22 protein-coding genes and 2 pseudogenes are annotated in these 25,942 nt (G+C 69.5%); 19 read left to right on the forward strand and 5 right to left on the reverse strand.

The features are described from left to right. Nucleotides 1–65: 65 nt before the first annotated feature. From ACFPJ1_RS03465 to radA, 6 genes are all read left to right on the forward strand, one after another. Nucleotides 66–764, forward strand: coding sequence for a class I SAM-dependent methyltransferase (locus ACFPJ1_RS03465; protein ID WP_380101333.1), 699 nt, complete (start codon nucleotides 66–68; stop codon nucleotides 762–764). Nucleotides 765–875: 111 nt separating this feature from the next. Beyond that, nucleotides 876–1,427: a P-loop NTPase family protein gene (locus tag ACFPJ1_RS03470; RefSeq protein ID WP_380101335.1), complete on the forward strand. Its 552-nt coding sequence runs from the start codon at nucleotides 876–878 to the stop codon at nucleotides 1,425–1,427. After that, the gene (locus ACFPJ1_RS03475; RefSeq protein WP_380101337.1) at nucleotides 1,417–2,679 is read left to right on the forward strand and encodes an ABC transporter substrate-binding protein; all 1,263 of its coding nucleotides are present in this window, start codon (nucleotides 1,417–1,419) and stop codon (nucleotides 2,677–2,679) included. Before ACFPJ1_RS03470 ends, ACFPJ1_RS03475 begins: the two co-directional genes overlap by 11 nt. After that, entirely contained in the window at nucleotides 2,679–4,454 is a 1,776-nt protein-coding gene (locus ACFPJ1_RS03480) for a sugar ABC transporter permease (protein ID WP_380101338.1), read from the forward strand. The genes ACFPJ1_RS03475 and ACFPJ1_RS03480 overlap by 1 nt, the downstream gene beginning before the upstream one ends. Continuing rightward, nucleotides 4,451–5,776 (forward strand): tetratricopeptide repeat protein, encoded by a 1,326-nt coding sequence (locus ACFPJ1_RS03485; RefSeq protein WP_380101340.1) that lies wholly within the window; start codon nucleotides 4,451–4,453, stop codon nucleotides 5,774–5,776. The genes ACFPJ1_RS03480 and ACFPJ1_RS03485 overlap by 4 nt, the downstream gene beginning before the upstream one ends. An 80-nt stretch (nucleotides 5,777–5,856) precedes the next feature. Further along, nucleotides 5,857–7,266, forward strand: coding sequence for a DNA repair protein RadA (gene radA, locus ACFPJ1_RS03490; RefSeq protein WP_132189621.1), 1,410 nt, complete (start codon nucleotides 5,857–5,859; stop codon nucleotides 7,264–7,266). Nucleotides 7,267–7,613: 347 nt separating this feature from the next. Here radA and ACFPJ1_RS03495 read toward each other — a convergent pair whose 3' ends face one another. Beyond that, on the reverse strand, nucleotides 7,614–8,216 hold the full coding sequence (locus ACFPJ1_RS03495) for a TetR/AcrR family transcriptional regulator (protein ID WP_380101341.1): 603 nt from the start codon (nucleotides 8,214–8,216) through the stop codon (nucleotides 7,614–7,616). Between the two features lie 65 nt (nucleotides 8,217–8,281). Between ACFPJ1_RS03495 and ACFPJ1_RS03500 the strand changes: the two genes are divergently transcribed. The 6 genes and pseudogenes from ACFPJ1_RS03500 to ACFPJ1_RS03525 all read left to right on the forward strand — a co-directional run bounded on the left by ACFPJ1_RS03500 (nucleotide 8,282) and on the right by ACFPJ1_RS03525 (nucleotide 12,243). Beyond that, entirely contained in the window at nucleotides 8,282–8,962 is a 681-nt protein-coding gene (locus ACFPJ1_RS03500) for a molybdopterin-dependent oxidoreductase (RefSeq protein WP_380101342.1), read from the forward strand. A 14-nt stretch (nucleotides 8,963–8,976) separates the two neighbouring features. After that, nucleotides 8,977–9,567 (forward strand): DUF2867 domain-containing protein, encoded by a 591-nt coding sequence (locus ACFPJ1_RS03505; protein WP_380101343.1) that lies wholly within the window; start codon nucleotides 8,977–8,979, stop codon nucleotides 9,565–9,567. A gap of 86 nt (nucleotides 9,568–9,653) precedes the next feature. Beyond that, nucleotides 9,654–9,896, forward strand: a pseudogene (locus tag ACFPJ1_RS03510) (IS1634 family transposase); the annotation flags it as partial. Between the two features lie 2 nt (nucleotides 9,897–9,898). Further along, nucleotides 9,899–10,171, forward strand: a pseudogene (locus tag ACFPJ1_RS03515) (hypothetical protein); the annotation flags it as partial. Further along, nucleotides 10,167–10,478: a S16 family serine protease gene (locus ACFPJ1_RS03520; protein WP_380101512.1), complete on the forward strand. Its 312-nt coding sequence runs from the start codon at nucleotides 10,167–10,169 to the stop codon at nucleotides 10,476–10,478. The pseudogene ACFPJ1_RS03515 and the gene ACFPJ1_RS03520, both read left to right, overlap by 5 nt. A 151-nt stretch (nucleotides 10,479–10,629) precedes the next feature. Next, complete coding sequence (locus tag ACFPJ1_RS03525; protein WP_380101344.1) at nucleotides 10,630–12,243, forward strand: 13E12 repeat family protein; 1,614 nt, start codon at nucleotides 10,630–10,632, stop codon at nucleotides 12,241–12,243. Here the strand turns inward: ACFPJ1_RS03525 and ACFPJ1_RS03530 are convergent. Then, the gene (locus tag ACFPJ1_RS03530; protein WP_380101345.1) at nucleotides 12,219–12,788 is read right to left on the reverse strand and encodes a dihydrofolate reductase family protein; all 570 of its coding nucleotides are present in this window, start codon (nucleotides 12,786–12,788) and stop codon (nucleotides 12,219–12,221) included. The two genes, ACFPJ1_RS03525 and ACFPJ1_RS03530, sit on opposite strands and share 25 nt — an antisense overlap. Before the next feature lie 215 nt (nucleotides 12,789–13,003). On the opposite strand from ACFPJ1_RS03530, the gene ACFPJ1_RS03535 reads away from it, so the two are divergent. From ACFPJ1_RS03535 to ACFPJ1_RS03550, 4 genes are all read left to right on the forward strand, one after another. Continuing rightward, nucleotides 13,004–13,942, forward strand: coding sequence for a beta-ketoacyl-ACP synthase III (locus ACFPJ1_RS03535; protein WP_380101346.1), 939 nt, complete (start codon nucleotides 13,004–13,006; stop codon nucleotides 13,940–13,942). Nucleotides 13,943–14,279: 337 nt separating this feature from the next. Further along, the gene (gene disA, locus ACFPJ1_RS03540) at nucleotides 14,280–15,374 is read left to right on the forward strand and encodes a DNA integrity scanning diadenylate cyclase DisA (protein WP_380101347.1); all 1,095 of its coding nucleotides are present in this window, start codon (nucleotides 14,280–14,282) and stop codon (nucleotides 15,372–15,374) included. A gap of 141 nt (nucleotides 15,375–15,515) precedes the next feature. Next, a complete protein-coding gene (locus tag ACFPJ1_RS03545; protein WP_380101348.1) occupies nucleotides 15,516–16,091 on the forward strand; it encodes a PadR family transcriptional regulator in 576 nt (191 codons plus the stop codon). Further along, nucleotides 16,064–17,578 (forward strand): DHA2 family efflux MFS transporter permease subunit, encoded by a 1,515-nt coding sequence (locus tag ACFPJ1_RS03550; protein WP_380101349.1) that lies wholly within the window; start codon nucleotides 16,064–16,066, stop codon nucleotides 17,576–17,578. The genes ACFPJ1_RS03545 and ACFPJ1_RS03550 overlap by 28 nt, the downstream gene beginning before the upstream one ends. A gap of 12 nt (nucleotides 17,579–17,590) precedes the next feature. On the opposite strand, the gene ACFPJ1_RS03555 is transcribed toward ACFPJ1_RS03550, so the two are convergent. After that, entirely contained in the window at nucleotides 17,591–18,274 is a 684-nt protein-coding gene (locus tag ACFPJ1_RS03555) for a hypothetical protein (protein WP_380101350.1), read from the reverse strand. A 32-nt stretch (nucleotides 18,275–18,306) separates the two neighbouring features. Here ACFPJ1_RS03555 and ACFPJ1_RS03560 point away from each other — a divergent pair, with 32 nt between their 5' ends. Next, entirely contained in the window at nucleotides 18,307–19,200 is an 894-nt protein-coding gene (locus tag ACFPJ1_RS03560; RefSeq protein ID WP_380101351.1) for an HhH-GPD family protein, read from the forward strand. Between the two features lie 117 nt (nucleotides 19,201–19,317). Here the strand turns inward: ACFPJ1_RS03560 and ACFPJ1_RS03565 are convergent, their stop codons facing one another. Together ACFPJ1_RS03565 and ACFPJ1_RS03570 are read right to left on the reverse strand one after the other, a co-directional pair. Beyond that, nucleotides 19,318–20,271, reverse strand: coding sequence for a coiled-coil domain-containing protein (locus ACFPJ1_RS03565; RefSeq protein ID WP_132284441.1), 954 nt, complete (start codon nucleotides 20,269–20,271; stop codon nucleotides 19,318–19,320). A 72-nt stretch (nucleotides 20,272–20,343) separates the two neighbouring features. Further along, entirely contained in the window at nucleotides 20,344–22,326 is a 1,983-nt protein-coding gene (locus ACFPJ1_RS03570) for a kinetoplast-associated-like protein (protein ID WP_380101352.1), read from the reverse strand. A gap of 310 nt (nucleotides 22,327–22,636) precedes the next feature. Between ACFPJ1_RS03570 and ACFPJ1_RS03575 the strand changes: the two genes are divergently transcribed. Then, complete coding sequence (locus ACFPJ1_RS03575) at nucleotides 22,637–25,372, forward strand: hypothetical protein (RefSeq protein WP_380101353.1); 2,736 nt, start codon at nucleotides 22,637–22,639, stop codon at nucleotides 25,370–25,372. Continuing rightward, entirely contained in the window at nucleotides 25,369–25,920 is a 552-nt protein-coding gene (locus tag ACFPJ1_RS03580; protein ID WP_380101354.1) for a hypothetical protein, read from the forward strand. Before ACFPJ1_RS03575 ends, ACFPJ1_RS03580 begins: the two co-directional genes overlap by 4 nt. The last annotated feature ends 22 nt before the right edge of the window (nucleotides 25,921–25,942 follow it).

Below are 25,942 nucleotides of genomic sequence, written 5' to 3' on the forward strand. Positions count from 1 at the left end.
TCAACCTATATACATTCCCGGACCGCCATCCTTTTGAGTTGCGGGAGGCAATTAAGGTCTTCGGTATGGCGAGCATCGCGCAGGGTGGGATTCCGAGTCCCAACATCTGGCATCACCCCGGTGTCTACGAGGTCGAGAACCGGGCGGTCGATCCGGACGGCGTGCTCGAGCCGGCGATGCGGCGGGTGCGGGACTGGGCCGGGGCGACGGTGCTCGACCTGGGCTGCGGCACCGGGTTCCATCTGCCGACGTTCGCGGCGACGGCGGCGCGGGTGATCGGGGTCGAGCCACACGGTGACCTGGCGGACGCGGCGCGGCGGCGGACCAAGGACCTGGCGAACGTCGAGATCCGGCAGGGGACCGCGCAGAAGCTGCCGGTCGAGGACGCGTCGGTGGACGTGATGCACGCCCGCTGGGCGTACTTCTTCGGCCCGGGTTGCGAGCCAGGGCTGGCCGAGCTGGACCGGGTGATGCGGCGCGGCGGCACCGCCTTCGTGATCGACAACGACGGGAGCCGGTCGACCTTCGGACGCTGGTTCAGCGAGGGCTACCCGAAGATCAAGGCGGCCGAGGTGGAGCGGTTCTGGATCGCGCGCGGCTGGCAGCGGACCGAGCTCGACATGGGCTGGCGGTTCGAGCGGCGTGAGGATCTGGAAGCGGTGATCCGGATCGAGTTCAAGCCCGCCGACGCCGAACGCATCATCGCCTCGCACCGCGGCGTCGAGGTCGACTACGCCGTCAACCTCTGGAGCAGGACCTACTGAGACCACCGTCTGTCAGCCGGCCGACACGGAGCGGCGCGCGGATCGGCTGCAGAGACCCGGTTGTCCCCCTAAGGTGAACATTCGCACCGAGTGGGGAGGCGCCAGGCCGGAATGGACGGACTCCTGCTCGAAGGGTTGCCAGGCATACCGCGGCAACTCCGCATCGACGTAGGCGAGCAGCGAGCCGTGGTGGTCGCCCATGCGGCCGCTGCCCGGCAGATGGCCGACGTCATCGCCGGACTCGACGAACCACCCCCAGCAGCCGTCGTGAAGACCAGTGGCGCGGTCCGCTTAGTCCCTGCCGAAGGCGGACTCCTTCCACACCTCACCGTGCTCGGCAACGTCGTCCACGGCCACACTGTCACTCACCGGGTGACCCGCCGCGCGGCCGCCGACGAATGCCGCGTCACTGCGACGCGCTGCGGCCTCGAGGACGTGCTGGAGCGCTACCCGCACGAGATCACCCCTGGCCGTCGCCGTCTGGCCGGAGTAGCTCGTGCACTCCGGGCCCACCCCGCGGTGATCGTCCTCGAGGACGCCGCCGGCCTACCCACCTGGGGATCGCTGCTGCGGTTCGACCACAACCCCGAGCTCTGGTCCGCCGCACTCCTGCTCATCACCACAGACCCGGCTCGTACTACGGGGTTCCACCATGCCGAGTAGCCGCAGAGCCTTCCTCGGAGCCGCCGTCACACTGGTAGCCGCCGGCTGCTCCGGTACTCCGGACGTGCTCGGCCTGCGGCGTAGTGTCCGGGTTGCCGTGAGCTGGAGTGGTACGGAGCTCCGCGCCTTCCACAGCGTGCTCGAGGGGCTCGGCGAGCTCGACTACCCGGTCGAGGTGATCCCGCTCGGCGACGACATCTCCACCGCCTTCGGCCCGCGTTCCGCCCGGCGGCCCGACATCGTGATGCTCCCGCAGCCCGGGCTGGTCCCCGAGCACGTGCACGACCTGGAATCGATCCCGGACGACCTGGCGGCTCGTGGCCGGGCCCGGCTCTGGGACGAACTCCTGGTGGTCGACGGCACAACGTACGGGGTGCCGTTCAAGACCGCGCACAAGTCGGCGGTCTGGTATCGGCCGTCCATGTTGCAGAAGGTCGGACTGGAGCCCCCGAGGCTCTGGTCAGACTGGCTCGAGCTCAATCGGTCGCTGTCGCTGGCAGGCATCCGGCCGCTGTCACTGGCGGCTGGAGACGGCTGGGTGCTCACGGACTTCCTGGAGAACGTCTTGCTCGGCGCCTCGCCTTCGACGTACCGGGCGTTGGCGACCACGGCGAAACCCAAGCCTTCGGAGCAGCCGCAGGTCGCGGCCGCGCTCAGGCTGCTGGGCACGATGTGGTCGGCGCCGGGGACGCTGGCGGGCGGGGTCGAGCGGTCGCTCGTGCAGCAGTTCCCCGACGCGATCGTCGAGGTGTTCGGCCATCGCCGGGCCGCGATGGTGCTCGCGTCGGACTTCGCCGAACCCGTGGTGCGTTCGTTCGCCGCGGACCCGGCGGACATCGGGATGTTCACCTTCCCGCCGATCAGCCCGGGCGCCGCGGCTCCGGTGGTGGTCGGCGGCGACGTGATGGTGCTGCCCCGGCCGTCGACCGACGACGCCAAAGACCTGGTACGCCGCCTCGCCGTCCATGCCGCGGTGGATCCCTGGATCGCCTCCGGCGGATTCCTTGCTGACGGGCGGACGGCGGGGTACTCGCCCGAGCTCACCCGGCTGGCGGAGCAACTCGTCGCGCCCGGTACTTCGTTGCAGTTCGACCTGTCCGACCGGTTGAAGCGGCTGGGCGACATCAACGGACTCTGGCGAGTGCTGACGGATTTCCTGGTCCGGATCGGCAATCGCGGCAGCGACGTCGTACCGGGCGCGGTGGAGTCCGCGCTGGCCGAGCTCGGCGCCGTGGAGAAGGTGGACAGCTGATGGGGCTGCAGAGCAACGGCCTGACGCTCGAGGTGGTCGGCCGGGAGATCAGTGGACGCCCCGTGCCGGGCAAGCCGCGTCGCCCCGCGAGTCCTTATCTACTGGGGCTTCCTGCCCTGCTGTTGAGCAGTCTGCTGCTGATTCCCATCGGCATGACGGTTGTCGCCGCCTTCAGACGACCCGACGGTTCCTTCGGTCTGGGGAACTTCGCAGTGATGGGCGACCCGGCCGCACTGCATGCCGTCGGCAACAGTCTGGCCTGGATCGCGGTGGCGCTCGGACTGGTCGTGGTCGGCTTCCTGCTGGCTCTCGTGAGCTATCGACTGCCCGGGCTGTCGACGTTTCTCCAACCTGCGTTGGTGATTCCGTTCGCTGTCTCGGTGCTGGTGTCAGGCGCGACCTTTCGCCTGATCTACGACGCGTCTCCGGAGCGCGGCTCGATGACGGCCGTGGCGACTCAGCTGTTCGGGTCGAGCCCGGTGTGGCTGGGGCCTGGACTGTTCTGGCTGGTGCTGGTCTCGGCGTTCGGCTGGACCTGGCTCGGGTACGTCGTATCGCTGTTCCGCGCCGGCCTGGACGCCATCCCGGACGACGTGAGCCGGACTGTCGCTGCTGAAGGTGTCACGGGCTGGCGGCGGTTGTTCGCGCTCGAACTGCCGCTGCTTCGGCCGATCACCGGCGTGGTGACGCTGACGCTGGTGATCGCCGCTGTGCGCGTCTTCGACCTCGTTCTGATCGTGGTGCCCGGGCCGATGCAGCGGGACGCGGATGTGCTCGGTCTGAACTGGTGGCGCGCTACCAGTACTGGAGAGCCAGCCGGTCGTACTGCGGCACTCGGTGTGGTGCTGTTCGCGATCGTGGCCGCAGTCGCGGTGATCGGCGTACGCGGGCTGCGTCGGCGCCGGTGGGCGATGCCTGTCGCTGTGGTGAAACCTGATCCGTCGCTGGGCCGGTCGAAGCCCAGTCGCCGGGTCCGGAGGATCGGGTGGACTATCGGGTTCGCGGTCGGCCTGTTCTGGATCCTGCCGGCTGTCGTGCTCGTCGCCACGGCGCTGCACTCGCCACGTGAGGCGGGGCTTCATGGTTGGTGGTCCACTGCCGGGCTTGGGCTTGCTTCCTTTGCTGCTGCGGCCAATGCGGGGCTGTTGCGGGCTCTGCTGTCCACTGTGCTGATCTCTGCTGTCGCGACGATCGTGCTGCTGGCCATCGCCGTACCGACCGCCTATCTGGTCGCCTGGGGTGGGCTACCTCAGTGGCTCGGACGGGTGGTCACCTCTGCGTTCGTGGTGCTCGCTGTGACACCGGTGCAGATGTATGCCGCGCCGCTGCGGGACGCTATCTCCGCCGCTGGGTTGGCCGGATCGCGAGTCGCGCTGGCGTTGGTACACGCGGCTGCCGGGTTGCCGTTCGCTGTGTTGTTGCTGCGCTCGGCCTTTGCGTCGGCTCCTCCTGTGCTCGTTGCTGAGGCTCTCCAGGGGCCCGCGCGGCAGAGCGCAGTACTGGCGACTGTGCAGCGGACGTATCGGCCCGCGTTGGTTGCTGTTGCTGTGCTGGAGTTCGCGTTGGTGTGGAACGACTTCATCGTCGGCTTCTTGATCAGTGGCTCCGGTACGACGCCGCTGTCGCTGGTGTTGTGGGGTGAGGCGCGGCAGTTCTCGTCCTCGAGTGGAACCGTGGCGGCTGCTGCGGTGGTGGCGTCTGTCGTACCTGTTGTGCTGCTGTTGTCGTTCTGGCAGACCGTGGTGCGTGGGCTGACTGTGGGGAGCAAGCCGTGACTCCTCCCGCTGACGAAAAGGCTGGCGAACAGCCTCCCGAGAAGCCGGCGAAACAAGAGCGGCGGCGCGGGGACTTCTTCGGGATCAGCGCGCTCGCGTCCGCGCTGCTGTCCGGGCTCGCGGGCGACAAGCTGTCGCAGAGTCTCGACAGTGGCGGCTGGGTGAGTGTCGTCGGCTTCAGCCTGACGATCCTGTTCGCGCTGATCTGGGCGATCTACAACGCACCTGTCGGGTTGCGTCGCTTCCGCCGGTGGCGCGCCGATACGCCGCACGAGCCCGGCGAACTCCGCACGGCTGCCGAAGAAGCCGAGCAATGGTCGATCTCGCTCGGCTCCGACGCAGGTGGCATGGCGGCCGCCGAGTGGTTCCAGCTGCACGAACCTCGGCTGCGGGAACTGCTGTCCGACGAGAAGCCCCGGGACGAGAACGCGGACGACATCGCCCGGATCTGCGACGCATTGGAAGGCTGGTACCTGCGCCGCCGGGAACCGGCTCTACTGCTGGAGCTGAGCGAGTTCCTGTCGGCTGTGGCCGATGGTTGTGGCCGCCGCGACCTGGCGGAGCTTGCCGCGGCCCGGGCGGCAACGGCGTACCGGCTGATGGGTGAGCTGGAGGCGGCGAGCACGCGGCTGGGGATCTCCGACAACGTCGCACCTGCGCGGCATGGCCACAGCCGTACGGCGGCGGCCTTGACCACGCGGCGACAGGTCGAGCGAGCTCTGCTGCACCTGGCCCGCGCCGAACAGGCACCGGCCGGCAACGACCGCGACGAGGCCGTCCTCAACGCCCGCGACCGCCTGGACGATGCACGGCTCAGTAGACCGGGCCCGGACTTCGCCGGCGAGATCGCGATCCACATCGACCTCGCGATCGTCCACCTGTACCAGCAGGACCCCGACAGCGCGCTCGACCAGTTGCGTCCGGCCGCAGCGCAGGCGTCCTCGGCGGGCGACGCCAGTGGTCTCGCCCACGCTCTCGAACTGACCGGCGTGGCCGCCTGGATGCAGCGGAACCCGCAGGAAGCCAAGAAGTGGTGGCAGCAAGCCGAACACCTCTACTCCGAGATCGACGAACGCGAAGGCCAGGCCCGCTGCCTCCAACACCTCGGCTCAGCGGAAGTAGTAGCCGGCCGCCTGGACAACGCCCGAGCCATCCTCGAGCAAAGCGCCACCCTCCGCGATCCCGACAGCTCGCATCCCATCCTCACCAAGTACCTGAAAGCCACCCGCCATCCGGCAGATCCCCAACCCGCCTTCCCCGAAGACTCCCCGCATCGCACCCCCTCCTGGCTCCACCATCTACTGACACGCTGGCGCTCCTGATCCCGCGCCAACAAGAAGAAACGGGCGAGCTGTGGACAGGCTGACGAGGATTGTCGGCGGAGTCGCCTAGGTTTGTCGGCATGGTGAAGGCAGCGGGGTCGACGAGATCGAAGGCGGGCAAATCGCCGTTCGCCTGCAGCGAGTGCGGGTGGACGACAGCCCGCTGGATCGGTCGCTGTGGCGAGTGCCAGGCGTGGGGCACGGTCGCCGAGGTCGGTGCGCCCAAGGCTGCCCGGATCACTGCCGGCCCGGTCTCCTCGCCCGCCATGCCCATCGCCAAGGTCTCCGCGATCGAAGCCGAGTCACGCCCGACCGGCATCGGCGAGCTGGACCGCGTCCTCGGCGGCGGTGTCGTCCCCGGCGCGGTCATCCTGCTCGCCGGCGAGCCAGGCGTCGGCAAGTCAACCCTCCTCCTCGAGGTAGCCGCCCAGTCCGCCCGCCGGGGCCAGCGCACCCTCTACGTCTCCGGCGAAGAGTCAGCCGCCCAGGTCCGCCTGCGCGCCGGCCGCACCGACGCCCTGGTCGACGAGCTCTATCTGGCCGCCGAGACCGACCTGGGTGCCGTCGTCGGCCAGGTCGACGCGGTCGACCCGTCGTTCCTGGTGATCGACTCGGTGCAGACGATGGCACACCCCGAGGTCGACGGCGCGCCCGGCGGTGTCACCCAGGTCCGCGAGGTGACCGGCGCACTGGTCCGCCTCGCGAAGGAACGCAACATCGCGGTCGTGCTCGTCGGCCACGTCACCAAGGACGGCGCGATCGCCGGACCACGGATGCTGGAGCACCTGGTCGACGTCGTCCTCGCGTTCGACGGCGACCGGCACTCCGGCTTCCGGATGGTGCGCGCGACGAAGAACCGCTTCGGCCCGTCCGACGAGGTCGGCTGCTTCGACATGGTCGACACCGGAATCGTCGAGGTGAGCGACCCGACCGGCCTGTTCGTCTCCGAGCATTCCGAGCCGGTCGCCGGGACCTGCGTGACCGTGATGATGGAGGGCCGCCGTCCGTTGCTCGCCGAGGTCCAGGCACTGGTCGGCCCGTCCGCCGCACCACAACCCCGCCGTACGACGTCCGGGCTCGAGTCGTCCCGCGTCGCCATGGTCCTCGCCGTCCTGGGGAACAGGGCCGGCCTGAAGCTGACCGACCAGGAGGTGTACGTCGCGACCGTGGGCGGCGTGAAGATCACCGAGCCCGTCGCGGACCTCGCAGTGGCCATCGCGGTCGCGTCCTCGGTGATGGACAAGCCGATCCACCCCGGCCTGATCTCCATCGGCGAGGTCGGTCTGGCAGGCGAGGTCCGTCGCGTCGGCGGCCTGGAGAAACGCCTCGCCGAGGCCGCCCGCCTCGGCTTCACCAAGGCGATCGTCCCGGCTGACACCCCCAACCGCGGCAAAGACCTCAAGCCCATGGACATGCAAGCCAAGTACGGCCTCCGGGTCTTCGCCGCCGGCGACATCCGAGCCGCCCTCCTCGCCGCCGGCATCGCCTGACCCACGCGGAGCCGACTCGACTACGCAATCCCTTTTGCGCATGCGTACCCGGTTTCGACCGCTGCTTGAGCGCAACTTTCCCCTTGTGGATAAGGGGTTTCGACACTCTCCCGACTTGCGCGGGTCTCATTTCTGACGATAACATCGAACACATGTTCGCCTGTGATGTGCCCCGTGATGTAGCCGAGTTGAGTGCGGCCGAGACGCTCGCCTCGGCCGCACAACTCCACGCCCAGCGCAACCGCACCGACGTCGAACCTGACTTTTATCACCGAGGCGGGGTTGGCGCGGGCGTAGCCCTGTGACCTCGGGGTTTGGTGGCTCGGCTGTCTCGATTTGCGCACTAATTAGGTGGTCGCCGCCCGCACGCCGCGCAGGACGACGTCCAGCACCACGTCAGCCTCGACACGGGCGGCCTCGGGGTCGGCGGCACGGGCAATGTAGAGGGCTGAGCCGTAGAGACCGCCCAGTGCGAGGTGCGCCAGCGCGTCGAGTGTGACACCGGGCAACGCGCCGCTGTCCACCAGCGGCGTCAGCACGGTCCGCAGCATTGGCAGCTCGACGCCTTCCGTGCCGCTTTCCCACGCGCGGGCGGCCAGCACGGTCACACTGTCGATGATCACGATCCGCCGGAACGCCGGGCGCAGGCAGGCGTCGAGGAACGCGGACAGGCCCGCTCGTACCGCGGCCCACGGATCCTCCTCGGCCAGGGCCGCGGCCATCACCGCCCCAGCGGTCTCGTCCAGCACCACGTCGTAGACCGCCGTGAACAGCGCGTCCTTGCCGCTGAAGTGGTGGTAAAGAGCGCCCTTCGCGAGACCCGCGCGCTGGACGATGTCGTCCATCGCGGTCGCCGCGTAGCCCTGCTCGACGAACCGCTCGCGCGCGATCCCGACCAGCAGCTCCCGGGTCGCCTCCGCCTGCCGTTCCCGCAGCCTCTTGACAGTCACCCGGCAAGCATAAAAGACTGACTGCAAGTCGGTGACCGACCGTCGGTCGGTGAAGGAGGTCCGTGATGTTGCCACTTCCGCCCGGACAACGCCGCGTCGAGGGATTCCCGCGCTTTGGCACGCACCTGCACCGGCCGCCGCCCGCGGTGCCAGACGCTCCGGTGATCGCGATCAGCGGCGTCGTGCGCAAGCCGTCGGAGGTGCGGCTGCCGGAGCTCGCCACGCTGCCGCGGCGCGAGATCGTCGCCGACTTCCACTGCGTCTCCGGCTGGACGGCGACCGACCTGCGATGGGAAGGGGTGCGGTTCGCCGACTTCTTTCGCGCCTTCGTCGAGCCGGCGCTCGACTCCGAGGTCTCCGTCAGCCACCTGACGTTCGTGGGTCTGGACGGGATCAACTCCGTGGTCGAGCCGCAGGACGCGCTGGCGGACGACGTCCTGCTCGCGGACCGGGTGAACGGGCGCCCACTCGGCGGCGATCACGGCGCGCCGATCCGGTTGGTCAGCCCGGCCCAGTACGGCTACATGAGCATCAAGCACTTGTGCCTGGTCGAGGTGTGTTCCACGCTCCCGGCACATCGCCTCGATCGAGGCATCATCGGCCGGCTGATCGAGGGCCATCCCCGGGCTCGGGTCTGGCACGAGGAGCGCCACGGCCACATCCCGGGACGGCTGATCCGGCCGTTCTACCGCCCGCTGATCCGCCCCATCCGCGCCCTCTGCGCGAAAGGAACGCAAGACCGATGAGACTCCCCAACGACGTGCTGAAGACCCAGGACTGGATCATCGACGACATCGTGCCCGACTTCGACGTCGAGGACGTCTGGGCCCTTCCCATCGAGGGCGGCGCGCACGATTTTCCAGCCGTCATCAAGACGCAGCAAACCCTCGACTTTCCGGCGTCCGCGCCGCTGCCGGTGCGCTTGCTGTGGGGCATTCGCGACCTGCTCGGACGCGCGTTCGGACTCGGGCGCGTTTCGACATCCGCAGACGCCGCCGGCGCCTGGCCACCGGTTCCCGGCACCGGCGAACCGTCGCTGCTCGCGCGGCTCCCAGACGACCTCCGCGACAAGTCCCCAGCATCGCAGGTCACCGACAAGCCGTTCCGGCCCCTGTACCGCACCCGCACCGAACTCGCCCAGGAAATCTCCAACCGAACCATGTACGGAGTGATGCACCTGGCCTGGGCGGACCAGGGAAGCGGCCGATACCGGGCGCAGATGACCGTCTACGTCAAACCCCGCGGCACCTTCGGCAAGGCGTACATGGCGTTCATCAAGCCGTTCCGCTACGCGATCGTCTATCCGGCACTCATGCGACACTTCGAACGAACCTGGTCGCAACAGCACTGACGAGCGAGTCTGTACCCCGTCAGCGCGGATCAGCACCTTGCGCCCGGGGCCGGGTCCCCGGCCGGTACGACGAGACTTGTTTGACCGCGTCACGGACCACCGTGATGCCGGCGTATGCCGACCAGTCGTGGCTGCGAGGCCTCGCGGCGGCGTGTGCGCCAAGCACGCGGCGCTCGAGCGGGCATCAATGGTGCGGTACGACGTGAGCAACGCTGTACCTCGAGCCCGACACCGGTGATGGTTTCCGCGAGCCCGGGTTCTCCAAGGAATGCCGGCTAAGGCCGCAGATCACGATCGGGTTGCTCACCGACGCGACTGGGTTCCCGTTGATTTCCGCATGTCCAAGCACGACCTCCATGCCCGGCCGATCTACCACGGCGAACACGACTCGATCGAGGCCAACCTGAGCATCGGTTTCGCGGCGAACCGTTTGACCGAAGATCGCACCGGCTGGTCGATCAACAGGTCCGTCCGCACTGCCCATCGCTACCGCACCGTCGAGATCCGCGCCGGCCAGCAGATCCTCACCGCCGAAGACCCCTCCCACCCGACCTACGGACGCACTCGCACTCACCAACAGATCGAGCACTGCACACTAAATTGATAAAACTCGGGTCGCGGACCTCGTAGTCGCCATCGCGGTCGCGTCCTCGGTGATGGACAAGCCGATCCACCCCGGCCTCATCTCCATCGGCGAGGTCGGTCTGGCAGGCGAGGTCCGTCGCGTCGGCGGCCTGGAGAAACGCCTCGCCGAGGCCGCACGCCTGGGCTTCACCAAGGCGATCGTTCCCGCCGACACCCCCAACCGCGGCAAAGACCTCAAGCCCATGGACATGCAAGCCAAATACGGCCTCCGGGTCTTCGCCGCCGGCGACATCCGAGCCGCCGTCCTCGCCGCCGGCATCGCCTGACCCGCGCTGGAGCTGACTCCACTACGCAGTCCTTAGCCCACGCATACCCGATTTCCTCCGCTACTTGAGCGCGACTTTTCCCTTGTGGATAAGGGTTTTCGGCACTTTCTCGATTTGCACTGCCCTCATCAGTCACAGTAGTATCGAACGCATGTTCGCCTGTGATGTGCCCCGTGATGTAGCCGAGTTGAGCGCGGCCGAGACGCTCGCTTCGGCCGCGCGGTTGCACGCCCAGCGCAACCGCACCGACGTCGAGCTGCTCGAACTGGCCCTGCACTTCGCCGACCTGCACCCCGACCCGGCCACGCTCCGCGGCGACCAGACCGTCCCTGGTGGAGAACGCGGCGTCGTCTACGGCGGACCGGGCTGCCCGGCGGTGGCCGAGTTCGCCGTCGCCGAGTTCGGCGCCGTCACCGGCCGCTCCACCGGCTCCGCGGCCGCGTTCTTCGGCCAGGCCCTCGCGCTGCGCCACCGGCTGCCCCGGATCTGGGCCCAGGTCCGCTCCGAGCACGCCACCGCCTGGAAAGCCTGCACCATCGCCACCGCCTGCCTCAACCTGTCCGAACAGGCCGCCGCGATCGTCGACGCCGAACTCGCCGCCATCGTCGACACCGTCACCCCGCACCGCATCGCCAACATCGTCCGCGCCGCCCTGTGGCGAGCCGACCCCGAAGCCGCCCAAGCCGCCGCCGAGGCCAAGGCCAAGGAACGCGGTGTCTGGCCCGGCCGCACCGACGAACACGGCACCACCACCTTGTACGTCAAAGCCGCCACCGGCGACATCATCCGCCTCAACACCACCCTCGCCCAGGTCGCTGACGCCCTCGCCGACCTCGGCGACACCGACCCCCTCGACCAACGCCGCGCCAAAGCCATCGGCATCCTCGCCGACCCAGACCTAGCCCGCGAACTCCTCGCCGTCACCCACCACCTCACCAACACCCCGGCAGCGCAACCCACGGCCCGAGACCAGGTCTCCCCGGACGAGCCGGGCGTGGACGACGAAGCAGACCGTGATGGGCCACATCCCAGCGAGCCGGCCTTCGACCTACTCTCCGAACCACCACCAGCGCCCACCCACCGCACCCACAGCACCGACAGCAGCAGCCACCACGACCACACCGGCCCGGGCGAAGCACCCGGCGCGGGGATGGATGCTGCCGCGCGCCGCGGACTCGCCCAGAAACTAGCCGCCATCAAACAAGGCGCCTACAGCAACCACACCCGAGGCAACGGCAGGGACACCGGCAGCGGCAGCGGGCGCAAGCCGGCCCGGACGACGCTCTACGTGCACATCACCGACCAGACCCTGTTCGCCGGCGGCGGCATCACCCGCGTCGAACGCTTCGGCCCCGTCCTGGCCAACCGCCTGGAAGAACTCCTCGGCCACGACCAGATCGTGGTCAAGCCCGTCATCGACCTCAACAAGAAGATCAGCGTCGACGCCTACGAAATCCCCCGCCGCATCCGCGAACACATCAAACTCACCCACCCCATCGAACAATTCCCCTACGGCACCACCGAAACCACCAACAGCACCGACCTCGACCACATCCAGCCCTACAACTTCAACGCCAACCGACCACCACGCCAAACCAGCACCACCAACCTCACCCCGCTACGGCGCTACAGCCACCGGGTCAAAACCCACGGCCACTGGACAGTCCACCGCCTCAACGACGGAGCCCTGCAATGGACCACCAAGCACGGCTTCAAGTTCCGCGTCGACCACACCGGCACTCACCCTCTGACCGACGGCGCATGACGATGGAGGACTACTCGACCGTCGAAGGTGCGGGACTCGAGCAGATCCACAGGGTGCCGAGGGGTTCCTTCCTTGAAGAGCTGTTTGCCGCCGCCAAGGACCACAGGGTGGACAACCATCTGCACCTCGTCCAGCAACCCCAGCTCCGTCAGGTTGCCGGCCAGGGTGCTCCCGCCAGTCAGGATGATGACGCCGCCGGGCTGCTCCTTCATCGCGGTCAACCGCGCGGCCACGTCGCGGTTGATGACTGTGGTGTTCCAGTCGGCGTGGGTGAGGCCGGTGGAGACGACCACCTTCGGCGTCTTGCGCCAGATGGGAGCAAAGGCGAGGTCGTGGGGATCATCGGACATCGACTCCGCCTGCGGCCAGAAGCCGGACATCATCTCCCAGGTAACCCGCCCATAGAGGAACGTGTCGGCCCGCCCGTGAAGCTCGCGCCCATACTCCTCCAACTCCGGCCCCAACTGAGGCCAGTCAAACTCCCCGTTCGGTCCCTCGATGTAGCCATCAAGGGAGGTGTGAACGAACTGGATGATCTTCCGCATGACGCACTCCTGAAACCTCGAACCAATCGCTGTCACCTCCCGGTCGGACTCGACCAGCCGGCATTGACATCCCCGACGAGACCGCACCGACGCGCGTGCCGCAGTACGGGGGGTGAGACGGGTGTCCGTGCGGCGGGAAACCGGAACGTAGGCTGGTGGGCGCCCCCAACCGGCCTCCGACCCAGGCCGGCCCCGACCCCTGAGGAGCACTCGAGATGACCGGTTCGAAAGTTGTCGCCCTCGGCCACTACCAGCCGGAGCGAGTGCTCACCAACGCCGAGCTGGCCACGATGGTCGAGACGAACGACGAGTGGATCCAGAGTCGGGTCGGGATCCGCGAGCGCCGGATCGCCGCGCCGGACGAGCAGGTGGACGAGATGGCCTGGCGGGCGGCCGAGAAGGCCATCGCGAACGCCGGTCTCGACACCGCCGAGATCGACCTGGTCGTCGTCGCCACCTGTACCGCGATCGACCGCTCCCCCAACATCGCCGCCCGGGTGGCTGCCCGGCTCGGGCTGGGGAGCCCGGCGGCGCTGGATGTGAACACGGCCTGCTCCGGGTTCAGCCATGCGCTCGCCACCGCCGACCACGCGATCCGGGCGGGTGCCGCGTCCAAGGCGCTGGTGATCGGGGTCGAGAAGCTGAGCGACTTCACGGACTGGACCGACCGAACCACCTGCGTCCTGATCGGCGACGGCGCCGGCGCGGCCGTGGTGGTCGCCACCGAGGAGCCGGAGATCGGCCCGGTCGTCTGGGGTTCGGTGCCGGAGATGTCGGAAGCGGTCCGGATCGAGGGCCGCGACGGGAAGTTCGCCCAGGAGGGGCAGAGCGTCTTCCGCTGGACCACCACGCAGCTTCCGGTGATCGCCCGGCAGGTCTGCGAGAAGGGCGGCGTCACTCCCGAGGAACTCGGCGGCGTCGTGCTGCACCAGGCCAACCTGCGCATCATCGAACCGCTGGCCAAGCGCCTCGGCGCGGTCAACGCGGTGGTCGCGTGCGACGTGATCGAGTCCGGCAACACTTCCGCGGCGAGCATCCCGATCGCGCTGTCGAAGCTGGTCGAGAAGCGCGAGGTCCCGGTGGGCGCCCCCGTCCTCCTGTTCGGCTTCGGCGGCGGCCTTTCCTACGCCGGCCAGATCATCCGCTGCCCCTGAACGCTGCGAGCCGCGGTTGGTGGTGTGGGGTTCGCAGTCTTGCCGCTAGGGCGGCCATGGCCGGCGCTGCCCGCCATAGCGGGCTTAGCGGTTGTGCTCGGCATGTACCTCAGTAGAGATCCCGAGCCTGCTCCTCTGGACCGCCGCGCGCTCGTCGCAAGCTGGCACGCCCGATCACGTTCGGGAGCAGGAAAGCCCTGATTTCACGTGTGCACGAGCGGTTGCACGGTCTGATGCACGGGCGTTCGTAGATGCGACCCGATCGCCGTCGCACGAGTGGCCGGAAAGCAGGCGGGTCGGTCACAACGCACGTCTGAGCCGCATAGACTCAGGGACCGTGGCCCCGAATTCCGACAAGAACAGCACCGACGCCCGGATGCGCGCGACCCTCGCCGCCGTGGCTCCCGGTACCGAACTGCGTGAAGGCCTGGAACGAATCCTGCGGGGCCGTACCGGCGCCCTGCTGGTCCTCGGACAGGACAAGGTGGTCGACTCCATCTCGACCGGTGGGTTCGAGATCGAGGTGGAGTTCACTGCCACCGGTCTGCGTGAGCTCAGCAAGATGGACGGCGCGATCATCCTCGACCGCGACATGAGCCGGATGCTGCGTGCCGCCGTGCACCTGATGCCGGACCCGTCGATCCACACCGAGGAGACCGGCACCCGGCACCGCACCGCCGACCGCGTCGCCCGGCAGACCGGCTTCCCGGTGATCTCGGTGTCGCAGTCGATGCACATCATCGCGCTGTACGTCGACGACCAGCGCTACGTGCTCGAGGACTCCGGCGCGATCCTGTCCCGGGCGAACCAGGCGCTCGCCACCCTGGAGCGCTACAAGCTCCGCCTCGACGAGGTGTCCGGCACGCTGTCCGCGCTGGAGATCGAGGACCTGGTCACCGTTCGCGACGTGGCCGCGGTCGCGCAGCGGCTCGAGATGGTCCGCAGGATCGCCACCGAGATCGACGGGTACGTCGTCGAGCTCGGCACCGACGGACGCCTGCTCACCCTCCAGCTGAACGAGCTCGTCGCCGGTGTCGCGGGTGAACGCGAACTGGTCGTGCGGGACTACCTGCCACCGGCCAGTGGGCGTCGCCCCAAGACGGCGGACGACGTACTGCTGGAGCTGGACGCGGTCAGCCCGACGGATCTGCTCGACATCGGCCAGGTGGCTCGCGCGTTGCAGCTCGGTGGGGCCGAGCAACTGGACGCCGCGGTCACCCCACGCGGCTACCGCCTGCTGGCCAAGGTGCCGCGCCTGCCCGGTGCGGTGATCGACCGCCTGATCGAGCACTTCGGCCACCTGCAGAAGCTCCTCGCCGCCAGCATCGACGACCTGCAGACGGTCGACGGCGTCGGCGAGAACCGCGCCCGGACGGTCCGCGAGGGCCTGTCCCGGCTGGCCGAGTCGAGCATCCTCGAACGCTACGTCTGACCTCCCGTACTGCGAACGCGGCGCCGGCTGAGCTTCAGCCGGCGCCGCGTTTCCGCGTCCACTCAAGGCTTGCGTGACCGCCGTCGCGCGAGTAATACTCCACGTGGATCAATTCACGCCGACTATTCCAGGCGGAGGACGATGACGGAGCTGACTCCCGTCGGCATGGCCGTGCTGGCCCTGCTGAACGAGCGGCCGATGCACGCCTACGAGATGTTCCAGGTGCTGATGAGCCGCGAGGAGGACCGCTTGATCAAGGTCCGGCTGGGCACCGTGTACCACACGGTCGAGCGGCTGGCCGGTCAGCAACTGGTCGAGGCGACCGGCACCGAGAGGGCCGGGAACCGTCCCGAGCGCACCACCTACGCGATCACCGCCGAGGGGAACGCCGCCCTGCGCCGGCGGATCAGCGACGCGATCGAGACCCCGGTGTACGAGTACCCGCTCTTCCCGGTGGCGCTCAGCGAGGCGCACAACCTGCCGGCCGACGAGACCGTGCGGGTGCTGAACCGGCGCCTCGAACTACTGCAGAAGCAGGTGGACGAGATCGAGGCGACGATCGAACGGGTCCGGACCGAGGACGTCGAAGAGGCGTACTGGTTCGTGGCCGACTACCTGCGCACCCAAGCCGTCGCCGAGCGTGACTGGCTCCAGACCATCGTCAACCGGATTGAGAGCAAGGACCTGCCATGGCCGTACCGCAGCAAGAAAAGCTGAGCCCCGACGTGAGGCCGTGGCCCGCACTGTGGGCCCTGGTGCTGGGCTTCTTCATGATCCTGGTCGACACGACCATCGTCTCGGTGGCGACGCCCGCGATCCTGAACGAACTGCATTCCGACGTCGGCACGGTCGTCTGGGTGACGAGCGCCTACTTGCTCGCGTACGCCGTACCGCTGCTCATCACCGGGCGGCTCGGCGACAGGGTCGGCCCGAAGAAGCTGTACCTGGCCGGGTTGACGCTGTTCACCCTCGCATCCGTCTGGTGCGGCCTGACCACCTCGATCGAGATGCTGATCGTCGCGCGGGTGTTCCAGGGCCTGGGTGCGTCGATGATGACGCCGCAGACGATGGCGGTGATCACCCGGGTCTTCCCGCCGAACGAGCGCGGCCGCGCGATGAGCCTGTGGGGTGCGACCGCGGGTGTTGCGACCCTCGTCGGCCCGATCCTCGGCGGCGTCCTTGTCGACGGCCTCGGCTGGCAGTGGATCTTCTTCGTGAACGCACCGATCGGCGTGGTCGGCTTCGTGCTCGCCTGGCGGCTGGTGCCGGACCTGCCGACGCACGAGCACAAGTTCGACCTGGTCGGGGTGGCGCTGAGCACGGTCGGCCTGTTCTGCCTGGTGTTCGGCATCCAGGAGGGACAGAAGTACGACTGGGGTCAGATCAAGGGACCGCTGTCGGTCTGGTCGCTGATCATCGCCGGCCTGGTGTTCATCGCGCTGTTCCTGGTCTGGCAGGCGCGGATCAAGACCGAGCCGTTGCTGCCGCTGTCGTTGTTCAAGGACCGCAACTTCTCGCTGGCGAACACCGCGATCACCACAGTCGGGTTCGCGATCACCGCGATGGCGTTCCCGTTGATGCTGTACGCGCAGACCGTGCGCGGGCTGAGCCCGACCCGGTCGGCGCTGCTGCTGGTGCCGATGGCCGTCATCTCGGGTGCGCTGGCGCCGTTCGTGGGACGGCTGACCGACAAGGCGCCGCCACGGTTCATCGCCGGGTTCGGCCTGCTGTGCTGCTCGGTGTCGCTGTTCTGGCTCAGCCAGGTGATCGAGCCGACGGTCCCGATCTGGGAACTGTTGCTGCCGATCGCGCTGCTCGGTGTCGCGAACGGGTTCATGTGGGCGCCGATCGGCAGCACCGCGACGCGGAACCTGCCCATGCACCAGGCCGGAGCGGGCGCGGGCGTCTACAACACCACCCGTCAGGTCGGGGCAGTGCTGGGCAGCGCGGGCATCGCCGTACTGATGGAGGCGCGGCTGGCGGCGAACCTGCCGATGGTGCCGGGGGGAGCAGCCGCAGCCGAGGGCGGTGGCGGCAAGTTGCCGGAGGCGTTGCACCAGGGCTTCAGCGACGCGATGGCACAGTCGCTGATGCTGCCCGCCGCAGTACTGGTGATCGGCCTGATCGCCGCGCTGTTCTTCACCAAGCCCAAGTACCTCGAGCGGCCGGCCGACACGGCCACCGCGAAAGCCGAAGCAGCGTAGGGATCCGATGCCCTAGATGATCCGGAAGGCCTGCTCGGTCGAGGCCCGGCCGTCGTAGACGGCCTTGGCCACATAGGTTCCCGACTTCGCCTGCGGCTGGCCGGGCAGGCAGCCGGGGCCGGAGCGGCGGCCGTTCCAGAGCACCGTCGTGGTGGATTGCTTGCCCTTGGCAAGGACGAGGGTGGCGCGCGGAATCGCCTGCCCGCAATGGGTCGTGGTCCAGATCTGGTCATTGCCCGAGGTGATCGTCAACGACAGCCGGGTGGGATCGACCGTCGCCTTGCACTCGTCCCCGACGGCGCTCAACTGGATCGCGAGGCTGAGCGACGCACCCGGCGCGAGCGACCTGCCGGCCGGCAGCACGTCGATCTTCACGTCGCTGCCGGTGCACGTCACGTCCTTCGGCGGCTCTGACGTCTTCGCCGTCCCGGAGGTCCTGCCCGGCTCCGAGGTCTTGCCGCCCGACGTCTTCGTACTGGCCGGGCCCGACGGCGTGGAAGTCGGTACGACGGTCGGCTGGGTGCTGGGGCTCTGCCCGGGGTCGGTAGCCGCGGTGTTCTGCTGATCGCCACCGCCTCCGCCGATCACGCGGACCAGCACCACCAGGACGACCACCAGCACGACGAGCACGAGTGCGCGCCGGAACCAGTAGACGCTGGCGGGCAGATGCCCGACAGGTCGGAGCAGGCTGCTCATGCTCGCACCCTAATGTCAGGATTGTGCTCGCCATGTCAGACTCGCCGCTCTCGCTCGCATCAGCCCTGCACGGGCCCGTCCTGCGCTGGTACGCGGCGAATGCCCGCACGCTGCCCTGGCGCGACCCCTCGGCCGGCGCCTGGGCGGTGATGGTCAGCGAGTTCATGCTGCAGCAGACCCCCGTTGCCCGGGTGCTCCCGGCGTACGAGGTCTGGATGGAGCGGTGGCCGAAGCCGGCAGACCTGGCCGGAGAGGCGCCAGGTGAGGCTGTGAGGGCCTGGGACCGCTTGGGGTACCCCAGGCGCGCCCTGCGGCTTCACGCGGCGGCTCGGGCGATCGTGGAGCAGCACGGCGGCGAAGTACCGGACGACCACGCGGCGCTGCTCGCGCTGCCGGGCGTCGGGACCTACACGGCCGCCGCGATCGCGTCGTTCGCCTTCGGGCAGCGGCACGCGGTCGTGGACACCAACGTGCGCCGCGTCTTCGCCCGGGCACTCACGGGCACTGCTCAGCCGAGCATCTCCCCGACTGCGGCCGACCAGCGGCTCGCGGTATCCGCGCTGCCTGACGACGAGCCCACTGCGGCTCGCTGGGCTGTGGCGACGATGGAACTGGGTGCGCTGGTCTGCACCGCTCGCACACCGCGCTGCGCCGAGTGCCCGATCCGCAGTCAGTGCGCATGGGTCCTGGCCGGCAGTCCGCAGTACTCCGGGCCGCCGCGCAAGGGCCAGACCTACGAAGGCACCGACCGCCAGGCTCGCGGCCGCCTCCTCGCCGTACTGCGGGCCGCGGCCGGCGCCGTCGCCAAGGCTGACCTCGACGCCTGCTGGCCCGACCAGCTCCAGCGCGAGCGGGCCCTGGACGGCCTGGTCGCGGACGGCCTGGTGGATCCGCTCCCCCGGAACCGCTACGCCTTGCCGGCCTGACTCCGAGAGCGGAGAAGAGCATCAGAAAAACCGGGCCGGCGGGTGCGGGTCCGGTGCGAGGTGCTGGCGGCCGGCCCGGGGTGGTTTGCCCCGGGAGCCGGCCTCAGCGGTTAGTGCTCAGTTCTTCTTGCTGCCGTTCGCCGTGGCCTCGGCGTCGTCGTCGGTGAGCAGGTCCAGCGGCATCGCCGGGCTGCCGGACAACGTGGCCAGCATCTGCCGGACGTTGGTCAGCTGCGCGTTGATGCTGTCGCGGCGCTGCGTCGCGGCCGCGAGCTCACGCTCGGACTCGGCGCGGATCCGCTCGGACTTGTCCTTGGCGGCGGCAACGATCTCCTGCGCCTGACGGTTGGCGTCGGCCAGCTGCTGCTGGGCCAGGCGCTCCGCCTCGGAGCGGGAACGGTCGGCCTCGCGCTGCACCTGGGCCGCACGGTCGGTGACCGCCGCCAGCTGCTGCTCGGCCAGGGCCGTCCGGGCGGCGAACTCCTGCTCGACCTTGCCCCGGCGCTCGGCCAGGGTGGTCTCGAAGGCGGCCGCTGCCTGGGCGGACTTGGCCCGCTCCTGCTCGTACAGCGCCTGGGCCTCGCTACGGCGCGCGGTGGCGTCGCGCTCGGCCTCGTCGCGCATGTCGTCGGCCTGGGTGCGCGCCTCTTCGAGGATGCGGGCAGCCTCGGCGTCCACCTCGCTCTTCCAGTCCAGGGAGTACTGCTCGGCCTCCTTGCGGACCTTCTTCGCGTGCGCCTCGGCGTCGGCGACGATCGCCTCGGCGTCGGTACGGGCCCGGGTGACCAGATCGCGGGCCTCGTCGTCGGCCAGCGACAGGATCTTCGCCACCCGCTCACCGAACTCGGTGAACGTGGGCGTGCGGTCCTTGTTGTCCTCCTGGGCGGTGATCACGGCCGACTCGGCCGCGTCCGTCCGGGTCTGCAGCTCCTGGACGTGGCGCTGCAGCTGCTCGGACTGCTGCTGCAGTGCGGTCAGCGAGGTGGTCAGCTCACGAACGTGCTGGTCCACCTGGGCAGGCTCGTAGCCACGCAGAACGGTGCGGAACGGGGTTGGGGCTTCACTGCTCATGTCTTCTGATGCTCACTTCGGTGGGTGGGTGGATCACACATTGTCACTGACAAGGATCTGACTGTCACGTCCTCATCCTGATTCCCCCGTGGAACCCTCGCTACCGGACATTCCACCACCTGCGTGGAACCCAGGGATAGCGAGTGCCTCGATCACACCCGAAAGCTGGGTGAGCTCCTTGGTGATCTCGTCGCGGCGCTGGTTGAGCGCAGCGACCCTCGCCTCGGCGTCGGCGAGAAGTTTACGGGCCTGCGCGCGCAGCTCGTCAGCGTGCTCGCGGGCCTGCGCCTCGAGGCCCTGGGCCTCGGCGCGGGACTTGCGGATCAGCTCGTGCGACTGCCGCTGCGCGTCGGCCAGATCCTTGGCGGCGCGCTCGCGCAGCACCTGCGTGCTGGCCTGCGCTTCGGCCTCCCGGCGGTTCGCCCGGGTGACGATCTCCTTGGCCTCGACCTCGGCGGCGGCCTTCAGCCGGTCCGCCCTGCCCTGCGCCTGGGAGGTGACCTTCTCCGCCTGCTGGGTAACGGCGGCCAGCGTCGCCTCCGCCTGCTGGTTGGCGGAACTCAGCGTCGTCTCGGCGAGCGCCGTCAGCTCGGCGTTCTCCTTGGCGATCGCGGTCTGGGTCTGCTTGAGCCGGCTGGTCGTCCGGCTGACCACCCGGCGCAGATGGGCACGCTTCTGCCGGGCCACCTCGGCCACGTCCATCGCTGCCCGGTCGCGGATGCCCCGGGCCTCCTGCTCGGCCGCGGCGACCAGGTCGTCGACCGTCTTCTTGCTCCAGGCGGTCTGCTTCTCGGCTTCCGCGAGGGCGGTCTCGGCCGCCAGGTTGGCGTCCTCGACGATCCGCTGCGCCTCGGCGGACGCGGTCCGCCGGTCGGCCTCGATGCTGTCGATGACGAGCTTCGCCTGCGCCCGGGCGTCGGCCATCAGGCGCTCGTTGGCCTCCTCGGCCTCGGCCTTCCGCGCCGAGATCTCCTCGACCGCCGCGGCCCGGAGCCTGTCGATCTCGAGCGAGATCGCGGCCAGCTTGGCCCGCTCGGTCTCCTCCAGCGCGGCGGTCCGGCGCTCCAGCTCGGCCCGGTTCTCACCGCGCAGCCGCTCGATCTCGGCGTGCGCGTCGGCGATCTCGACCCTTGCCCGCTCGCGCGCCGACTCGGCCTCGCGCTCGACCGCGGTACGGAGCTCGCTCGCCTCCGACTCGGCCCGGGCGATCAGCTCGGCCTCGTTGTTCACCGCGGCCTGGGAGACCAGGGCGGCCTGCTCGCCGGCATCGGCGACCAGTTGCTGCGCCTCGCGGCTCGCGCGCTCGACCGCCTGCGCGGCGTACTCGCGGGCCTGCCGGGCTTCGTCGACCAGCTCGTCGGCGTCTTCCTTCAGCCGGGCCGCTTCCGCCTCGGCCGCGGCCAGCCGCCGGTCCGCGGCGGCCTGGGACTCCTGCCGGAGCCGATCCGCCGCCGCGTGGGACTCGGCCCGCAGTTGCTCGGCGGCCGCCTCCGACTCGGATCGGCGCTGGGCCACCCCGGCTGCCGCAGTACTGCGCAGCTGCTCGACCGCGCTCTCCGATTCCAGCTTCAGCCGCTCGGCCTCCCCCTCGGCTGCCGACCGGACCCGCTCCGCCTCCGCGACCGACTCGGACCGCAGTCGCTCGGCCGCCGCGGTGGACTCGCTGCGCAGTCGCTGGGCCGCGGCCGTCGACTCCTCGAGCAGCCGATCCGCCTCGGCGTTGGCTTCGCGCCGGACCCGCTCGGCATCGGCCTCGGCCTCGGACCGGAGCTGCTCCGCGGCCCGCTCGGTGTCGTTGAGCAGCCGCTGGGCCGCCGAGCCGGCGTCGTCCCGCAGCTTCTGCGCGACCTGCTCCGCCGCGACCCGGACCCGCTCGGCATCGGCGCGGATCCGCTCCGCCTCCGCCAGGGCGCTGTCGTTCTCGTGCTCCGCCTGCTCCCGCAGAGTGTCCGCGATCCGCTGCGCTCGCTCGAGTACGCCACCCGCTTGCCGCACGCCAAAGGAACCGGCGTCGGGGACCGGTTCCTGGGTCAGAGAGAGACGCGGGGCGTCCATGCGAGGAGATGATTCCATCTCCGGCCCCCTCTCCAACAGTCCGGGTCCGAAACCTGTGGTCATGCAGCTACAACGAGCGAGATCGACAGCCGGGTAACTTCTTTTCATGCCGTTGCGCGATCTTCCCACCGAATCGAAAGCCGCGGCGGCTCTGCTCCGGACCGAGGAGCTACAGCACCGGAGGACCTTACGACGAACACAGTGGCAAAGTGCAGCCCTCGCGTGTCTCGCCGTCGCCGCCACTGTGGCCGTGCTGATCCCCGGCTCCGCGAGCACAGGCTGTTACCTCTGGCGCGCGACGACCCAGCCGGTGAACGGACGGGGCGCCGCCCTCGCAGTACCGGTCACAGTGCTGGCGCTGCTGCTCGCGGATCGCTTGTGTGCGGACAGGATCTGGCTTCGGCCGCAGGTTCGCGGCTGGGGCGCAGTGGCCCTCGTGGTGGTCACCGCGACCGCCTGGGTCGGCCTTGCCACCCAGGGAAGAACGGGCTGCGCGACCTCACCGGCTGTGATCGGCGTCGTGGTCTGCGGGGGCCTGGCGAGCTCGATCGCGGCCTTCTGGGCGACGCGCTCACCGGCTCCGCCGCGCCTGCTCGCGGCGCCGGCGGATGTTACTGAAAATTCATCCGACGAACCGCTCGACCAGTCCGATCTGCGAGCCGCCTTCCTTCGCCTAGGCCCCGTCGCCGAGAACTCGGCCGACCTCAGGACAACGATCGAGCCGGTACTGACTGGCGCACTCGCCGCACTGCTGCTGGCGTCGACGGTCCTCCCCTGGCGTGATCTGCTCGACCCGGTGGCGCTCGGACCTACCGGCGCCGAGGCCGGCGTGGCCCGCGTCCAGCTCTGGGAGATCCCGTCCGCCGAGGGCTGGGCAATGGTGCTCGCAGTGACTGCGCTGGCGACACTCTGCGCGGCCGTCGCCACCTTGATCGTGCCGAAGCCGGCCCACCTCGTCCTTCGCGTGACAGCGGTCGCCACTGGCGCTCTGGTCGTGGCCGGTGTCCTCAGCGCCCTCGTGCAGTTACCGCCAAGGCTCTCCGACGGAGTCGGCTACAGAGTGGGCGTCGGAGCCTGGCTCGCTCTGGCGTTCGGGGTGCTGCTTCTTGCTGTCGGTGCGGCCGCCACAGCCCACTCCGTACGCCGCCGCGCGCCCGGGTGGACCCTGCGCCTGGTGCTGGTTGCGGTGACCGGCCTGGCCGCCGTTGCAGCCGGGCTGTTCGTACCGGCCGCGGCAGCACCGGAGTACCGGCCTGTGGTGGCGGCGGGGGCTCCGCATCGGCTACTGGATCTTCAGGGCGGCCAACTGGTGGACCGGCTCGGCATGCGCGTCGCCATCGGAACATCGGACCCGCTGGACTCCATCGCCGGAACACTCGACGGTACGCCGGGCCAGTGGTTGCTCGGCCGGACCGGCTCGGAAGGCTCCACGCTCTTCGAGTACCGCGACGGAGTGGCGCTGCCGCGGGTCGCCTTGAGCCATGGGGTGACTCCGCCCGCACTGCTCGGGGTGATGGACAACCGGATGGTCCTGCTCGCCGGCGGTCCCGGGAATCGTCCCTGGGCGATCCTCTCGGTCCCGCTGACTCTGGTTGCCGCAGACATCAGCCTGAGCCACAAGAACTCCGACGGCAGCTACTACGTGACACCTGACGTCGACGTGCTGGCGACCGGGCAAGGGCCTGCGATGACTCACCGCAACGCGGATCGCTCGGTGGTGATCTGGGGATCGACCAGCACCTGGCAGATCCCGGCGAACGAGTTCCGGCGCGGCATGGCGCTCAAGGACTTCCTGGTCGATCCGGGACCGGGCGGACCAGGAAATGCCGTCTCCACCGGGCCGGACGGCACTACGGCCTGGAGGACCAGCCAGACGGGTCTTGCCATGCTCAGGCCTGGCGGTGTGCCGCAGCAGCTCACCGGGGTCTCTCCCGCCGGCTGCCTGCTGAGCAAGGACGCGGCCAGCTCCTCCCTGACGGTTGAGGCGTTCGGCGTGGACGTTCGGGGCAACCTGTGGCTCGGTGGGAGCTCCCCGACCTCCGTGATCACTCCGGACGGCGTACTGCGTGAGCTGCCTGGTGGAACCGCCGGCGTGGACAGCATCGAGGCCCGGCCCGACGGGTCGGTCCTGCTCGGGGTTTCGCCGGGCGGTGGGGACCAGATCCTCGAGATCACCGACGCGGCGGCCTCAGCCGGCTCCTACCCGGCTGCACCCGAGCCAACAGCTCGTTGCGATCGCCGGAAGCCTGCGGATGGCAATACGCAGTACAGGGCGACCGTGCTGCCGACAGTGCAGCCTGCGGAACCAGCGGTGACCGCAGAAGGGCTGCCAGGCAAGGCGGTTCCGGGCGCTGGCATGCAGCTGGGTTTAGATGCCCAAGGCAAGCTCATTCGGCTCCGGGTGCCTAATGCGGCGCACGCGTGGGCTCCGGACGGGCTGGGCGGTGTGTGGTGGACGGTGGCCGGCCAGAGCAAGCCATCGGCCGAAGTAGCGGTGCACTGGACGGCCGCCGGGGCTGAGGCGGTGCGCGATCCTCGGCCGGTCGCGCCCGACCAGCGTGGGGAGTTCGCGGCCGCTGCCGGCGGCAGGCTCGTCACCGCGATCAGCGGGCAGTTCTACAACTTCTACGGTCCCGGCCCGCAGGTGAGCCGCATCCAGCTGAAGGGCACCCTGAAGCAGGACGGTCTGGTCCAGCTCGGGTCGGGCGACGCGGCCATGGTCCTGGGCGAGCGGCTCGTCCACGTCTCGCAGGACGGCAAGGCGACCACGCTGCTCGGCGGGGCGGCCTCCGGCTGGCCGATCACCGCGACCGGCGTCGCCGCCGACCAGTGGACCACCGACGGCGACTGGTTCGCCGGCCCGGACGGGAAGCTCTGGGGGTATGACGGCAGCCACCTGGTCCGCGTGGACGGGCCTCGCAAGGTCACCGTGATCGCCGGACCGGCCCAATGCGTCCCGCAGGCCGCCGACCAGGTCACCGTCATCGGCAAGTCCCTGTACTTCGAACTCGGCACCGACGTCGTCCGCCTGGAGCCCACCCGATGAGCGACCTGCTACCCGACGAGGAACTCCCGCGCCGACTGGACGCCGCGGAGCAGGCGCTCGCGATCTCTCAGCACCGCTGGTTCGGCCGAGTGACTCTGCTGACCGCACTAGCGGCCGGTGTCACGCTGCTGCTCCCGTGGACCTTCAGCCGGCGACTCGGCCTCTCGGTCTGGCAACTCGGCCTGGAGACCCAGCCATCGGTGGCCCTCACCTGGCTGGCCGGGCTCATCACCTCGATCCTCGCGCTGGCTCTTCCCCCTCGGCGTGACCCCACCAAGCCCGCCTCCTCCTCGAGCATCTACAGCCAGGCGGCAGCAGCCGTCACCGCGCTCATCGCCATGCTCTTCATCGCAGGTTCCTGGCAGGCACGCGACCTCGGCTCGCTCAGCGACTCCTGGCCCGGCCCCGGCCCCGCCCTCGCCGCCATCACCGGCTTCACCTGGCTCCTCGCCGCCACCGCCCAACTGATCGCCTCCCGCACCCACCAGCCCCGCCCCACCGACGAGGCCCTCCAAGAAGCCGTCACCCGGCTGCGCAACGCCCGCTGAATCACTCGGCGGAGGGAGCGGC

The sequence above is a fragment of the Kribbella qitaiheensis genome, from assembly GCF_042657745.1.
GTDB classification, from domain to species: domain Bacteria; phylum Actinomycetota; class Actinomycetes; order Propionibacteriales; family Kribbellaceae; genus Kribbella; species Kribbella qitaiheensis.

Coding starts and splice junctions, on each gene's coding strand:
- ACFPJ1_RS03560 (WP_380101351.1), top strand. CDS start 18,307: ATGTCAGACTCGCCGCTCTCGCTCGCATCAGCCCTGCACGGGCCCGTC.
- ACFPJ1_RS03480 (WP_380101338.1), top strand. CDS start 2,679: ATGGGGCTGCAGAGCAACGGCCTGACGCTCGAGGTGGTCGGCCGGGAG.
- ACFPJ1_RS03580 (WP_380101354.1), top strand. CDS start 25,369: ATGAGCGACCTGCTACCCGACGAGGAACTCCCGCGCCGACTGGACGCC.
- radA (WP_132189621.1), top strand. CDS start 5,857: ATGGTGAAGGCAGCGGGGTCGACGAGATCGAAGGCGGGCAAATCGCCG.
- ACFPJ1_RS03570 (WP_380101352.1), bottom strand. CDS start 22,326: ATGGACGCCCCGCGTCTCTCTCTGACCCAGGAACCGGTCCCCGACGCC.
- ACFPJ1_RS03465 (WP_380101333.1), top strand. CDS start 66: ATGGCGAGCATCGCGCAGGGTGGGATTCCGAGTCCCAACATCTGGCAT.
- ACFPJ1_RS03470 (WP_380101335.1), top strand. CDS start 876: ATGGACGGACTCCTGCTCGAAGGGTTGCCAGGCATACCGCGGCAACTC.
- ACFPJ1_RS03475 (WP_380101337.1), top strand. CDS start 1,417: ATGCCGAGTAGCCGCAGAGCCTTCCTCGGAGCCGCCGTCACACTGGTA.
- ACFPJ1_RS03545 (WP_380101348.1), top strand. CDS start 15,516: ATGACGGAGCTGACTCCCGTCGGCATGGCCGTGCTGGCCCTGCTGAAC.
- ACFPJ1_RS03555 (WP_380101350.1), bottom strand. CDS start 18,274: ATGAGCAGCCTGCTCCGACCTGTCGGGCATCTGCCCGCCAGCGTCTAC.
- ACFPJ1_RS03565 (WP_132284441.1), bottom strand. CDS start 20,271: ATGAGCAGTGAAGCCCCAACCCCGTTCCGCACCGTTCTGCGTGGCTAC.
- ACFPJ1_RS03500 (WP_380101342.1), top strand. CDS start 8,282: ATGTTGCCACTTCCGCCCGGACAACGCCGCGTCGAGGGATTCCCGCGC.
- ACFPJ1_RS03550 (WP_380101349.1), top strand. CDS start 16,064: ATGGCCGTACCGCAGCAAGAAAAGCTGAGCCCCGACGTGAGGCCGTGG.
- ACFPJ1_RS03530 (WP_380101345.1), bottom strand. CDS start 12,788: ATGCGGAAGATCATCCAGTTCGTTCACACCTCCCTTGATGGCTACATC.
- ACFPJ1_RS03525 (WP_380101344.1), top strand. CDS start 10,630: ATGTTCGCCTGTGATGTGCCCCGTGATGTAGCCGAGTTGAGCGCGGCC.
- ACFPJ1_RS03535 (WP_380101346.1), top strand. CDS start 13,004: ATGACCGGTTCGAAAGTTGTCGCCCTCGGCCACTACCAGCCGGAGCGA.